Source organism: Nonomuraea sp. NPDC049309 (assembly GCF_043196965.1).
GTDB classification, from domain to species: Bacteria; Actinomycetota; Actinomycetes; order Streptosporangiales; family Streptosporangiaceae; genus Nonomuraea; species Nonomuraea fastidiosa.
Genome location: NZ_JBICSH010000004.1, coordinates 645,669 through 659,119, shown reverse-complemented (window position 1 = coordinate 659,119; position 13,451 = coordinate 645,669). Strand labels below are relative to the sequence as shown.

Sequence of the window (13,451 nt, the reverse complement as noted above, 5' to 3'; positions counted from 1 at the left end):
CCGATCCCCCGCGTCCCGCCGTATGCCCCTGCTTCATGGGAGCCTGATGACGATCCTGATCCGGTCCCGGTGCCGTCCGACCTCGACCAGGCGGCGCAGGGCCATGGGCCGCCTCGCCGTCGTCCTCGTCATCGTCCGGAACGCCATCGACCGGCCGCGCGTCGTCCTGGCCGGCATCATCCGCCGCGCCACCGCCTCGCTCAGCGCCGTACGCTGCGACAGCGTCCGGCCCGGCATCGACCGCGCCGCCATCCCCTGGCGCAGCGCGGTCCGGCACTGCCCGATCCGGCGCTCCACCGACCGGCGCAGCTCCGCTCCGCCCGGCAGGGTCATCCGCGAGGCGGCGCGGGTCCCTCCGGTCCAGCGCAACCCGGTCCGGCGCGACGGCATCCGGCCCGACAGCGTCCGACCTGACAGCATCCGACCTGACAGCATCCGACCTGACAGCATCCGATCAGACAGGGTCCGCCCCATGAGGGTCCGGCGCGGCGGCATGCGGCCGGTCATGGACAGGTGGACCAGCGTCCGGCCCAGCGTCGTCCGGTGCGAGGCCATCGACCGTTCGCGCATCATCCGGCGCAGCGCGAACGCGCTGACCGCGCCCGCCGCCACCATCACCACCAGCAGCGCGGGCCGCCTCCCGGCCCCGGCCGCCGCGTCCCTGACGTGCTCGGGCACGCCGTCGCGGGCCTTGCCCGCCACGTCGGCCAGGTGCGAGGCCCGGCCCTTGACGACGGCGGCGCGCTCCCTGGCGACCTCGGCGGCGTGCCCGGCGTGCTCCCTGGCCACCTCTCTGGCATGCCCCGCCCGGTCCCTGGCGCGGGCCCTGGCCCTGCCGGCCGCGTGCCCGGCCCAGCTCTTGACGTTGGCCTTGGCCATCAGCGCCCCGACCGTGGCGCCCAGCTCGCGCCGGGTCTCCTCGATCTCGCGGCGCAGGTCGTCCTCCGTCGCCGGAGGCGAGCGCCGCCCGGACGCCTCGCGTTCGGATGTGCCTGCGTGCGCTGTTCCGTGGCCGTCCCCGCGTGCCGGGACCGCCTCGCCCTGGGTGCTCATCCGGCTGGACGTACGCCGCTCCTTTCCGCCGCGGGATCCCCGCAGCGACTTCTCCTCGGTGCGCGAGTGTTCGGCGGCGTCCTCGCGCTCGTCCCGCACGGGAGTCTCCGGGATGAACGTCTCGTGGCCCTCACGTGCCAGCTCGGCCATGTGCGCGTTCTCGGCCGCGCCGGGCCGCGTCTGGGGGACGTTCATCGACTCGGGGTCGGTCGGCTCGCCCACGGTCGCTCTGCGGGAGCCGACGTAACCGGCGTGCTGACGGCTGAATCCGGGGTCGGTCTCGCTCATCGCCGTGCACTCTCCTTGACCATGTCGATGTCGGCCTTGACGCTGGCGATGGTCTGCCTCGGGACGGGCGGCTGAGCCCGCTTGACCTCCTTCTTGCCCGCGAGCCCGAGCACCGCCGCGACGATGAACAGCACCACCGCCACGATGGCGGCGGCGGCCCAGCCGGGCAGCACGAGAGCGAGCAGCATGATGACGGCGGCCACAAGGGCGCCACCGCCGAAGAACGCGGTGATCCCCGCCGCGCCGAACATTCCGGCGCCGAGGCCCGCGCGCTTGCCCTTGGCGGTCAGCTCCATCTTGGCGAGGCGGAGCTCATCCCTCACGAGCCTGGAGACCTGCTCGGAGAGGTCGGTGACCAGTCTGTGGGTGTCGTTCACGGCGTTCGCCTCCTCCGCTGAGGAAGGCGACTACCCAGACAAATCGTCTTATATCGCGGCCCTATGGCTCGGGCGGCGGATCTATCGCTTGGTGGCGGCCTTCAGCAGGAAGCCCAGGACGGACACCACCGGGTCCTTACCCGGCCCGCCGGCCTTGTCGGTCTCGCACCAGTTGCCGGGCTGCTTCGGCCTGCTCCACGGGGAGGGCAGCTCGCACGAGGGAGCCTGCGGCTTGGGCCGCTCACACCACGATCCGGGAGTGTGCATGACTTCACCCTACTCCCTCGCATTCGCCGCGGTTCCGGAGAATCCGCCGCCTCGGCCGCAGATGTAGTGGATCAGCGGGGCGACGCTCCGGTACGGGTCCGTCCTGCCCGCCCGCTCCTCGGCCGCGAGCAGGTCGTCGAGGTCGTCGGGCACGGGAGCCGTGTCGGCGGCGACGTCGGTGAAGACGCGCACGCCGTACCACTGCCGCACCTCCAGCCCCACGCGGGCGAGCCGCCGCGTCAGCTCCTCCCGCCGGTCGGCCCTGGCGGGGACGCCGAGCCGGTTGACGTAGCCGGTCTCCTCGAACGCGCGCAGCGCCTCCGGCCAGTCCCCCAGCAGGCCCGGCCGCATGGCGAGCGCATCGCCATTGCGTACGAGCAGCGACAGCAGCCCGCCCGGTGCGGCCACGCGGGCCAGCGAGGCGAGCAGCGGGTCCGGGTCGTCCAGGTACATGAGCACGCCGTGGCAGAGCACCACGTCGAAGCTCCCCGGCTCGAACAGCGCGTCCAGCCGCTCCGCCCGGTCGTGCACGGTCCTGACGTGCATGCCCGGCTGGATCCCCGCCTCCAGCACGCCGAGCAGCTCGCCCGACGCGTCGAGCGCCGTCACCAGATGGCCCCGCGCGGCCAGCCTCAGCGCCTGCGTCCCCTGGCCCGCGCCCACGTCGAGCACGCGGCGGGGCCGTTCGGGCAGGTGCGCGGCGAGCTGCCGGGTCACGAGCTCCTGGCGTACGACGTCCCGCAGCGAGCCCAGCCGCTTACGCCACGCGCTCTCTGCACCCGCGAACCCCATCCCCGCACTCCTCGTCCTCATCGCCACACCCCCTCCTATGCCCCGACTCCGAATAAACCGCCCCTACCCCGGCCCGCCTCTTCCGCCGGCTTTCGGGAGGAAAGGCGGTCAACGCCGAAACCCTCCCCCACCGGGACGCTGGGGGGGAGGAAGGCGACCACCCCGGCACCCTCCACCGCCGACACACGCGAACACAGAACCCGCCGCCCCCGAGCCCTTCCCCACCACCGGCACGCACAGAAGAAAGAAAGACAGCCGACCCCAGCCCCCACCACCGGAACGCACAGAGGAAGCCGACCGGCCCCACCACCGACACACGCGGCAGAGAGCCGACCAGGTCCCACCGCCGACACGCACGGAAGGCAGCCGGCCCCCAGGCCCGCACCGCCGGAACGCGCGGAGGAAACCGACCGGACCCGACCCCCTCCCCCATCGGAACACACGGAAGGGAGCCGACCGGACCCGACCCCCTCCCCACCGGAACACACGGAAGGAAACCGACCGGGCCCACCACTCTCCCACCACCGACACGTGCGGGAGGGAGCCGTCCCGGCCCGCGAGAGGGAGGCGACCGGACCCGACATCCTTCCCGCCACAACGCCCGTCCCGATGATGGGCGGGCGCGGGTCGCGTCGGTGGCCGCGATGTCGTGTGCGGGCGCAGACGGGCGCGGGGCACCTACGGGCGCGAGTGGGCTTGGGTGGGGGTGGTGGGGAGGTAGCCTGCCGGGGTGCTGGTACACGGGGTCTGGGCAGGTGACGGGCTCGCGTTCTGGGCGGAGAGCACCGATACGACCGGTGCGCCGCCGTCGCGGACCTCCGCCGCTCCTCGCCCCCATCCGCACGCTGTCCCGGCTTCCGCACTCGCCGCGTTCCTGGCCGAGGCGGCCGGCCAGAACAGCGCACCGCGCGAGGCGGCCGGCCAGGACGGCGCGCCGGGCGAGGCCCGCGAGCTGATCCTGTTGCTGCCGGGGTCGGCGAGGGAGCCGCTGCCGTCGCCGGAGACCGGGCGGCTGGTGGAGGTCTCACGCCCCAAGCTGCGGCCCTGGCGCGTACCCGCCGTCGTGCCCTCCCCCGCCGACGCCCTGCGGGTGCTGGAGGCGCGGACGGAGACCGCCACCCTGCGCCACTGGGCCGCCGTCGCCGCGTTCGCCCGCGACCTCGTACGCAGGGGGCGCGTCATCCCGCAGCTGGTGCGCACCACTTCCCCGGAAGGCCCGGAGTCCCCGCAGGCGCCGTGGCGGCCGGTGCTCACCGGGGCCGACGCCGCGTACTTCCGCGAGCTGGCTCTGGCGATGCCGCCCGCGTGCCGCGCCTCCGGCGCCGAGCGTCCGTCGGCGCAGGTGCAGGCGGAGGCGCTGGAGGCGGTCACCGATGCGATCGTCCGGCGCACGCTCGCCGCTCCTCTCCGCACGAGCGGGAAGGACACCGCGTCCGATCGCTGGCTGGCCGCGCTGACCGGGCCCGACCCGGCCTGTCCTGACGCCCCTGAGCTGCGGGCTGAGCTGGAGCGGTGGTACGCGGCGGTCACGGCGGCCGAGGGGGCCACCCGCGTGTGCTTCCGCCTCATCGAGCCCGCACCCGAGCCAACAACCGCGCCCGCACCTGAGCCCGCAACCGGGCCCACGCCTGAGCCAACAACCGGGCCCACACCTGAGCCCGCAACCGGGCCCGCAGCGGTAACGACGGCCGGGGTGCACGACCGGTGGCGGGTGGAGCTGGCCCTGCAGGCGGCCGACGACCCCAGCCTCTACGTCCCGGCCGCCACCGTCTGGAGCGGCGTGACGGGGCTGCCCGGCCATCCTGAGCGCGACCTGCTGGCCGGGCTCGGGCGTGCGGTGCGGCTCTATCCGGAGCTGGAGCGGGCGCTGCGGGTGCCGAAGCCGAGCGAGCTGGCGCTGGACACGGCGGGCGCGTTGGCGTTCCTGCGGCAGGCGGCGCCGCTGTTGCAGGCGGCCGGGTTCGGGGTGCGGCTGCCGCGCTGGGCGGGCCGTACGCGGCTGGGCCTGAAGCTGACGACCCGGACGAAGAAGCAGTCGGCGGCGACGAGCCAGGGCTTCGGGATGGCGGACCTGGTGGACTTCCGGGTGGACCTGGCGGTAGGCGACCAGACGATCAGCGAGGAGGAGCTGGCCGAGCTGGCCCGGCTGAAGGTGCCGCTGGTGCGGGTGCGCGGCCAGTGGGTGGAGCTGGACGACCGGCAGCTCAAGGCGGCGCTGCGCGCGCTGGAGCGCGGCCGTACGGGCGAGGCGAGCGCCGCCGACCTGCTGCACCGGATCGTGCAGGGCGACGGCGAGGAGCTGCCGCTGCTCGAGGTGGACGCCGACGGGGTGCTCGGTGATCTGCTGTCGGGGCAGGCGGAGCGGCGGCTGGCCCCGCTGGCCACGCCGGCGGGGCTGGACGCGACGCTGCGGCCGTACCAGGAGCGCGGGCTGGCCTGGCTGAACTTCCTGTCGGAGCTGGGCCTCGGCGGGGTGCTGGCCGACGACATGGGGCTGGGCAAGACGATCACCACGCTGGCGCTCCTGGTCCACGAGCGGACCGCCGCCGCGGGCGCGGGCGTGGCGCCGACGCTGCTCGTCTGCCCGATGTCCCTGATCGGCAACTGGCAGCGGGAGGCGGCGAGGTTCGCACCGGATCTTCGCGTGTACGTGCACCACGGCAGCGGCCGCGACGCCGCCGAGATCGACCGGGCCGATCTGGTGATCACCACGTACGGCACCGCCTACCGCGACCTGGCGACGCTCAAGGAGCATCGGTGGCGGCGGGTGGTGTGCGACGAGGCACAGGCGATCAAGAACAGCGGCACCCTGCAGGCCAGAGCCGTGCGTTCGATCCCGGCGGCGTCCAGGATCGCGCTGACCGGCACGCCGGTGGAGAACCACCTGGCGGAGCTCTGGTCGATCATGGAGTTCGCGAACCCGGGCCTGCTGGGGCCGCGCGCCCGGTTCAGGGCGCGCTTCCAGGAGCCGATCGAGGCCCGCCAGGACGAGCAGGCGGCGCGGGCGCTCAGGAGGGCGACGGGGCCGTTCATCCTGCGCAGGCTCAAGACCGACAAGTCGATCATCACGGACCTGCCGGAGAAGCTGGAGGTCAAGGAGTGGTGCACGCTCACCACCGAGCAGGCCACGCTCTACCAGGCGGTCGTGGACGACATGCTGGGCAAGATCGACGACAGTGAGGGCATCGAGCGGCGCGGCCTGGTGCTGTCGGCGATGGCGAAGCTGAAGCAGGTCTGCAACCATCCGGCGCATCTGCTCAAGGACGGCTCCCACCTGTCCGGCAGATCCGGAAAACTCACCCGATTGGAGCAGCTGTCGGAAGAAATCCTGGAAGAGGGCGAAAAGGCGCTGCTGTTCACCCAGTACGCCGAGTTCGGCACCCTCCTCCAGCCCTACCTCGCCCGGCGCCTCGGCCGCCCGGTGCTGTTCCTGCACGGCGGCCTGCCGAAGAAGACCCGCGACCGCATGGTGGACAGGTTCCAGAACGACCCGGAGCCCGCGCTGTTCGTGCTGTCGCTCAAGGCCGCCGGCGTCGGGCTCAACCTGACCGCCGCGAACCACGTCATCCACGTGGACCGCTGGTGGAACCCGGCGGTCGAGGACCAGGCGACCGACCGCGCGTTCCGCATCGGCCAGCGCAAGAACGTCCAGGTGCGCAAGCTCATCTGCGCGGGCACCCTGGAGGAGCGCGTGGACGAGCTGATCGAGCGCAAGAAGGCGCTGGCCGAGCGGGTGGTCGGCACCGGCGAGGACTGGCTGACCGACCTGTCCACGGAGGAGCTGCGCGAGGTGTTCCGGCTGAGCGCCGAGGGGGTGGGCTGAGGCCATGGCCGGACGCATGGACGGACTCGGGAACGAACCCGGGAACGGACCCGGGAACGGACGCCGTCACCGGCGCGACTGGTACGACTGGTCCGGCGGCACGGGCCCGATCGAGGTGGAGGGCGGCATCAAGGCCCGCTCCAAGCGCGGCAGCATCGGCTCCACCTGGTGGTCGCGCCGGTTCATCGACATCCTGGAGCGCATCTGCGACAAGGGCCGGCTCTCGCGCGGCCGGGCCTACGCCCGCAAGGGCCAGGTGCTCGCGATCGACCTGGCGGCGGGCGAGGTGCGGGCGTCGGTGCAGGGCTCGCGGCCGCGTCCGTACGAGGTCGCGATCAGGATCGAGGCGTACGACGAGGAGCGCTGGAGCGCCATCGAGGAGGGCATCGCCGCGCAGGCCGTGCACCGGGCGCGGCTGCTGGCCGGCGAGATGCCGCCGGAGATCGAGGAGCTGTTCGCCTCGATGGGCATCGATCTGTTCCCGCGCGATCTCGACATGGAGTGCTCGTGTCCCGACTGGGGGTTCCCGTGCAAGCACCTGTCGGCGGTGCTCTACCTGCTCGCCGAGTCGTTCGACGACGATCCGTTCCTGGTGCTGGCCTGGCGGGGCCGGACGCGCGAGCAGCTGCTCGGCTCGCTGGCGGCCGAGCCGGCGGCGGGCGGGGTGCCCGGGGTGGCGGACGTGCCGTTCGCCGAGCGGCTTGCCGACTTCTACGCCCCCGGCGCGACGGCGCACCGGCCGGAGCGCCGCCCGGTGACGGCCGCGACCGACCTGCTGCCGCGGATCTTCCCGCCGCCCGCCGAGGTGGCGGGCCCGCTCATGGAGGCGTACCGGAGGCTCGGGGAAGCGGACACGCCCTCGTGACGGAACGCGATCTCTCGTTTACCGTGGGTATAGCAGGCCGTGACGAGGAAAGGGCGGAGGCTATGGGTTTCTCGTGGGCGTGAGCCGCTGACTCAGCGGTCCTCGAATTCTGCCGGCACCATGACGCGCACTCCGTTCGGGACCACGCGCAGCCTGATCGGAGTGCGCAGCCGCACCTCGCCGTCGACGTCGGCGGCCATCGGCGGATCGGTCTCCAGCAGCATCTCCCTGCCGGTGACGAAGGGGCCGCCCGCCAGGCTGCGCCAGCGGCCGGTGGTCGCCCTGATCAGGGTCTCGCCCAGCAGTCGCAGCTTCTTGCCCGAGCCGAGCTGGTAGGCCACCAGCATGCCGTTGTCGATGCTGATGTCCTTGGCCACCTGCCAGCCGCCGTGGAAGCGGCCGTTGGCGATGTTGAGCTGGTGGGTCAGCAGCTCGTGGCGCTGCCCCTCGACCGTGATGTACGCCCGGAACGGCTTGTGCCCCGGCAGGATGGTCAGCGCGGTGAGCGGGTAGGCGGGACGGCCGAGTATGCGCTTGAGCCACGGCTTGACCCTGCCCGCCACCTCGACCGACACCCCGAAGCTTGCGAGGTTGGCGAACGGCCGGTCGTCGGCCAGGCCGAGGTCGATGTCGGCGACCTTGCCGGTCTCGAACACCTTGATCGCGCCGGCGAGGTCGAGCGGCAGGCCGAGGCTGCGCGCGAAGTTGTTGGTGGTGCCGAGCGGCAGCACGCCGAGCGCCACGTCGCGGTGGGCGACGTGGCGCACGGCGGATGACAGGGTGCCGTCGCCGCCGCCGACGATCAGCAGGTCGGGCTCGGTGGCGAGGGCGGTGTCGAGGAGTTCGCGCAGCCGCTTGGGGTTGTAGACCGACAGCTCCGCCAGCGGTTCGAAGCCGAGGTTGTGGATATGCTCGATCACCTCGAAGTAGTGGCGTCGGCCACGGCGCGAGCGGGTGTTCACCACCACCGCCACCCGGCGATCCCTGCGGATCGCCGCGGTGTGCTCGTCTTTGCTGCGCAATTCGGCCATGGTCATCAATGGTAGGGGGCCGCCGGACACCCGGCGGCCCCCATGGATCAGATCACTTCTTCGGCGGGACCACGCGGACGATCGCGCCGAGGTTGCCCGGCAGCGGGCTCACCAGGTTGAACTGCACGCCGAGCGCCTTGCCCTCGTCACCGGGGTTGCCGGTGCCGAGGGTGGACCCGGCGACCACCTGGCCGTACAGCTCGGTGGCCGGGGTGCCGTCCTGGTGCACGATGCGCGTGCTGTAGGGCTGGTCGCCCTTCGACGGCACGACCACGGAGGCGTCGACGTCCCGGTAGTACAGGTCGCCGTCGATCACCTCGATGCCCGGGTACCAGGTCTTGGCGTCGGTGAAGTTCTTCACCGGCTTCTGCGCGGGGAAGTCCGTGCAGTACGCGCTGCCCGGCTCGTCCGGCGCCTCCACGCACTCCTTGAACGGGTAGGTCTTGACGAACCCGAACGCGGCGTTGGAGGTCTGGACGCGGCCCTGGAGGTTCTTGTTGAGCGACGGGTCCAGCTCGGCCGCCTTGCCGGTGCGCCGCAGCGGCTCGTAGTGGGAGTCCACGACCAGCAGGCTGCCCTTGGGGCCGATGCTCGGCGGCTGCTGCAGGCTGCTCGCGAGGTTGTTGTTCGGGTACGTCGAGTCGCGGTACCAGACGACCAGGCCGGGGGCGTTGTACTTCACCTTCTGCACCTTCCACGCCCCTTCGCGGAGGTAGTCGGTGTCGTAGGTGTAGGCGAGCCCCTTGTCGAAGCCGTCGAAGTTCCGCCACTCGGCGAGGTAGAAGCGGGAGATCTCGCGCTCGCCGTTGTTGCGGACCCAGCCGCCGCCGCTGGTGTTGGTCCAGGTGCCGCCGATGGGCTTCCAGCCGGTGTCGCTCTCGACGTCGTCGCTCCAGACGGTGGCGCCGTCGCTGACGAGCTCGAAGTCGTCGACGTGCCAGCCGCGCTCCTGGTAGGCGGCGTCGCTGTTGAACGTCAGGCGGAACTTGACCGTCTGGCCCGCGTACGGCGTCAGGTCCACGTAGTCGTGCCGCCAGACCCCGCCGGTGCCGCCGGTGATGCCGTGCTTCTTGTTGCCGAACGTGACGAGGTTCCCGTGCGGGTCGGCGTAGTCGTCGGGCGTGGTGACCTCGTTGCCCGCCTCGTCGAACATTTTGAGCTGGGTCCACGTCTGGCCGTCGTCGGCGGAGACCTCGACGAAACCGAAGTCCCAGTCGGACTCGATCTCGTAGTTGTTCCACATCCACAGCTTGACGTCGGAGCCGGCGGGGACCTCAAGGTCGCGGTTCAGCGTGAGGTTGGCCCAGTCCTGCTCGGGGCCGCTCCACCAGGCGTTCGATCCGCTGTGCGGCTCGACCATCTTCACCGGGGCGGAGGTCAGGTTGACCCGGATGCCGTCCTCGGTGAGCTTGGGCGTGCGCGACGACTGGCCGACGGTGACGATCTTGGCCTTGTCGCCCGGGTCGAACACCTTCGGGTTGGCCCAGCCGAGCACCCACTTGCCCCACAGGCTCATGTGGCTGGGCATCGACTGGTAGATGGGGCCTGAGTGGGAGCCGCTGGACATCAGATCCCAGAAGTCCACGGCGGAGCTGGCCGCGCCCGTGGTGTCGTACAGGTCGGGCAGGCCGAGGTCGTGGCCGTACTCGTGGGCGAAGACGCCGACGCCGGCGTCCTCGGGCTGCACGATGTAGTTGGCGATCTTCTTGTCGCTGCCCGGGATCTGGTGGCCGCCGGCGACCGCGCTGGAGTGCGCCCAGATCGCGTACGTGCCCTCGGCGCCGCCGTCGGAGCTCTTGTCCTTGCCGGCGTGCACCAGCACCAGGTGGTCGATCACGCCGTCGGGCTCGGCAAAGTTCCCGTCGCCGTCGGCGTCGGAGACGTCCTCGACGTCGTAGTCCTCCCACGGGAAGTCGGGCTGCGCGGCGGCCAGGGCGTTGACCGCGTCGATGGGCAGCTGCTGCGCGCCGAGCGGGTTGTCCGGGTGGCCGGACATGTCCTGCGGAGCGCCGCCGCAGGCCGCGGCGCCGTACCAGGCCTCGGAGTGCGGGACCTTGACCCAGCCGACGGCGGCGCCGGTGACGGAGTAGGCGCCCTTGGACATCTCCTCGTACATCTTCTTCAGCGTGTAGCCGGAGATGTCGATGCCGGGCTTGCCGTCGCGGGGGTCCTTCAGGTCCTTGCGCACGCGCTCGGTGATGCCCTTGTCGGTGTAGAGCATCTTGTTGAAGTGCTCGGGGCTGAAGTCCTTGACCCAGAACGTGTTGTTGTCCTTGTACGGCAGCGTCGCCGGGTCGGGGATGTTGTTGTGCAGCGGGCCGTTCAGCAGGGTGCCGGGCGGCTCGACCACACAGTCGTCGGGGGCGCTGTCCACCGTGCGCAGGCGGTTGAAGCCGGAGAAGTCGTCGTTGGCCTGATCGTCGAACTCGACGAGGATGGTCAGGAGCTTGGCCGTGCGGGCCTGCTTCGACTTCTTGAAGATCCAGTCGGCCGGGTTGAGACCGGTCCTGATGGCTTCGCGTTCGCGGGCGGCGAGCACGCGGCCGGCCATCGGGTTGCCGCTGCTGAACTTCCGGTCGAACTTCTCGGCCGGAGTGAGCGAGCGGGCCTTCTGGTTGCCGAGCGACGGATCCTTGACGTCGTTCGGGACCTGCGGGGGTGCGTAGTTGATGTAGAAGTCCGCGGCCGTGGGCTCGTACGTGGCGACGGAGATCGCCTGAGCCGGGGGCACGGCGAGGGCGGCGCACAGGAGGGCGGCCGCCGGGACTGTTGCTAACAGGCGCTTTGTGCTTGGCACCAGGTACCCTCTCTGCCCGGGTTCGCCGGGCGCATGGCCATGGGGTATGCAATGCCGGACGCTAGAGCCTGCGTCAACCGGCGTAAAGCGCGTTGTCGAAACGTGATCAAAACACGACAATCACACCATCAGGCGCACAATGCGCACCACGGGCGTCGTGATTTCCGTCGTGATCCCGTCAGCCGGGCGCATCGGTGCGCGGCGGCGTCTCGCGTGCCCCTCCGGGGACCTCGCCGGGAGTCCGGCCAGGGGTTCCGGTGACCTCGCCGGGGGTCTCGTCGCCGGTGACTTCGCCGGAGGCGGACCCGGTCGCCACCTCGTGCGGGTAGTGCAGGTCGAAGGCGGGCCGCTCGGAGCGGATGGGCGGGATGCGGGTGAAGTTGTGGCGCGGCGGCGGGCAGCTCGTGGCCCACTCCAGCGAGTTGCCGTAGCCCCACGGGTCGTCGACGGTGACCCTGGGCGCGCGCCGCGCCGTCTTCCACACGTTGTAGAGGAACGGCAGCGTCGAGGCGCCGAGCAGGAACGCGCCGACGGACGAGATCTGGTTGAGCAGCGTGAAACCGTCGGCCGCGCTGTAGTCGGCGTAGCGGCGCGGGAAGCCGAGCTGCCCGATCAGGTGCTGGACGAGGAACGTGGTGTGGAAACCGATGAACAGCGCCCAGAAGTGCACCTTGCCGAGCCGGTCGTCGAGCATCCTGCCGGTCATCTTGGGCCACCAGAAGTAAAAGCCCGAGAACATCGCGAACACCACCGTGCCGAACACCACGTAGTGGAAGTGGGCGACCACGAAGTAGGTGTCGGTGATGTGGAAGTCCAGCGGCGGCGAGGCCAGGATGATCCCGGTCAGCCCGCCGAGCAGGAACGTCACCAGGAAGCCCACGGCGAAGAGCATCGGCGACTCGAACGTCAGATGGCCCCGCCACATCGTGCCGATCCAGTTGAAGAACTTCACCCCGGTCGGCACCGCGATGAGGAACGTCATGAACGAGAAGAACGGCAGCAGCACCTGCCCGGTCGGGAACATGTGGTGCGCCCACACCGTCATCGACAGCCCGGCGATCGCGATGGTGGCCCCGACCAGCCCCCCGTAGCCGAAGATCGGCTTGCGGCTGAAGACCGGGATGACCTCGGTGATGATGCCGAAGAACGGCAGCGCGATGATGTACACCTCGGGATGGCCGAAGAACCAGAACAGGTGCTGCCACAGCAGCGGCCCGCCGTTGCCGGCCAGGAACACCTGCGTCCCGAGCTTGCGGTCCGATTCGAGCACCAGCAGCGCGGCGGCCAGCACCGGGAACGCCATCAGCACGAGCATGCTGGTCAGCAGCACGTTCCAGGTGAACAGCGGCATGCGGAACATCGTCATGCCGGGCGCGCGCATGCCGATGATCGTGGTGATGAAGTTGACCGCGCCGAGGATCGTGCCCAGGCCGGACAGCGCCAGCCCCATGATCCACAGGTCGCCGCCGACCTGCGGCGAGAACGTCGCCGACGCCAGCGGCGTGTACGCGAACCACCCGAAGTCGGCCGCGCCCCCGGGCGTGACGAACCCGGCCAGCACCATCAGCCCGCCGAACAGGAACAGCCAGTACGCCACCGCGTTCAGCCGGGGGAAGGCGACGTCGGGCGCGCCGATCTGCAGCGGCATGACCACGTTCGCGAACCCGGCGAACAGCGGGGTGGCGAACAGCAGCAGCATGATCGTGCCGTGGATGGTGAAGAGCTGGTTGTACTGGTGCTGGTTGACGAACTGCATGCCGGGCGCGGCCAGCTCGGCCCTGATGATCAGGGCCATGACGCCGCCGATCAGGAAGAACCCGAACGAGGTGATCAGATACAGGTATCCGATGACCTTGTGGTCGGTCGTCGACAGCCACGCGGCGATCACCGTCCCGGTGCGACGGCGCCGTACCTGCTCGATCGAGGTCTCCCGGACGGTCGTCACGGCTGCTCCCTCCGGCGCGGAGTCGTGCCTGCCCCGATCTACCCATTGCACGCCAACGAGCGCCGCTCGTGAAGGCGTTCTTTGGCTTTGCGCGCCGAAACCTTTGCGCCGCGCGCCCGCCGGGGAGAACGCCCGTGCACGGCGGGGCAGACGCGCTGTCCACATGGCGGAAGCCCGCCGGTTCAGCGGGCCGCATCTTCTATCCTGCGTAGG

The 13,451-nt window shown here is 71.1% G+C and carries 9 protein-coding genes; 2 read left to right on the top strand and 7 right to left on the bottom strand.

What is annotated here, in order from left to right:
- Positions 1–33: 33 nt before the first annotated feature.
- The 4 genes from ACGFIM_RS28015 to ACGFIM_RS28000 all read right to left on the bottom strand — a co-directional run bounded on the left by ACGFIM_RS28015 (position 34) and on the right by ACGFIM_RS28000 (position 2,777).
- Positions 34–1,341, bottom strand: a complete 1,308-nt coding sequence (locus ACGFIM_RS28015; protein WP_393205646.1) for a DUF3618 domain-containing protein — start codon at positions 1,339–1,341, stop codon at positions 34–36.
- Complete coding sequence (locus ACGFIM_RS28010; protein ID WP_393205643.1) at positions 1,338–1,718, bottom strand: phage holin family protein; 381 nt, start codon at positions 1,716–1,718, stop codon at positions 1,338–1,340. Before ACGFIM_RS28010 ends, ACGFIM_RS28015 begins: the two co-directional genes overlap by 4 nt.
- Positions 1,719–1,799: 81 nt before the next feature.
- Complete coding sequence (locus tag ACGFIM_RS28005; RefSeq protein ID WP_393205641.1) at positions 1,800–1,985, bottom strand: hypothetical protein; 186 nt, start codon at positions 1,983–1,985, stop codon at positions 1,800–1,802.
- A gap of 9 nt (positions 1,986–1,994) precedes the next feature.
- Positions 1,995–2,777 (bottom strand): methyltransferase domain-containing protein, encoded by a 783-nt coding sequence (locus ACGFIM_RS28000; RefSeq protein WP_393205638.1) that lies wholly within the window; start codon positions 2,775–2,777, stop codon positions 1,995–1,997.
- Positions 2,778–3,507: 730 nt separating this feature from the next.
- Here ACGFIM_RS28000 and ACGFIM_RS27995 point away from each other — a divergent pair.
- A complete protein-coding gene (locus ACGFIM_RS27995) occupies positions 3,508–6,600 on the top strand; it encodes an SNF2-related protein (protein ID WP_393205635.1) in 3,093 nt (1,030 codons plus the stop codon).
- 16 nt (positions 6,601–6,616) lie between these two features.
- A complete protein-coding gene (locus ACGFIM_RS27990; protein ID WP_393205632.1) occupies positions 6,617–7,465 on the top strand; it encodes an SWIM zinc finger family protein in 849 nt (282 codons plus the stop codon).
- A 92-nt stretch (positions 7,466–7,557) separates the two neighbouring features.
- On the opposite strand, the gene ACGFIM_RS27985 is transcribed toward ACGFIM_RS27990, so the two are convergent.
- The 3 genes from ACGFIM_RS27985 to ctaD all read right to left on the bottom strand — a co-directional run bounded on the left by ACGFIM_RS27985 (position 7,558) and on the right by ctaD (position 13,238).
- Positions 7,558–8,496: a diacylglycerol/lipid kinase family protein gene (locus tag ACGFIM_RS27985; protein WP_393205629.1), complete on the bottom strand. Its 939-nt coding sequence runs from the start codon at positions 8,494–8,496 to the stop codon at positions 7,558–7,560.
- 52 nt (positions 8,497–8,548) lie between these two features.
- Positions 8,549–11,293, bottom strand: a complete 2,745-nt coding sequence (locus tag ACGFIM_RS27980) for an immune inhibitor A domain-containing protein (protein WP_393205626.1) — start codon at positions 11,291–11,293, stop codon at positions 8,549–8,551.
- A 178-nt stretch (positions 11,294–11,471) separates the two neighbouring features.
- Positions 11,472–13,238, bottom strand: coding sequence for a cytochrome c oxidase subunit I (gene ctaD / locus ACGFIM_RS27975; RefSeq protein ID WP_393205623.1), 1,767 nt, complete (start codon positions 13,236–13,238; stop codon positions 11,472–11,474).
- Positions 13,239–13,451: the final 213 nt, after the last annotated feature.

Bases quoted from the DNA above. Each gene is read 5' to 3' on its own strand.
- ACGFIM_RS28015 (WP_393205646.1), bottom strand. From the start codon at position 1,341: ATGAGCGAGACCGACCCCGGATTCAGCCGTCAGCACGCCGGTTACGTC.
- ACGFIM_RS28005 (WP_393205641.1), bottom strand. From the start codon at position 1,985: ATGCACACTCCCGGATCGTGGTGTGAGCGGCCCAAGCCGCAGGCTCCC.
- ACGFIM_RS28000 (WP_393205638.1), bottom strand. From the start codon at position 2,777: ATGGGGTTCGCGGGTGCAGAGAGCGCGTGGCGTAAGCGGCTGGGCTCG.
- ACGFIM_RS27990 (WP_393205632.1), top strand. From the start codon at position 6,617: ATGGACGGACTCGGGAACGAACCCGGGAACGGACCCGGGAACGGACGC.
- ACGFIM_RS27985 (WP_393205629.1), bottom strand. From the start codon at position 8,496: ATGGCCGAATTGCGCAGCAAAGACGAGCACACCGCGGCGATCCGCAGG.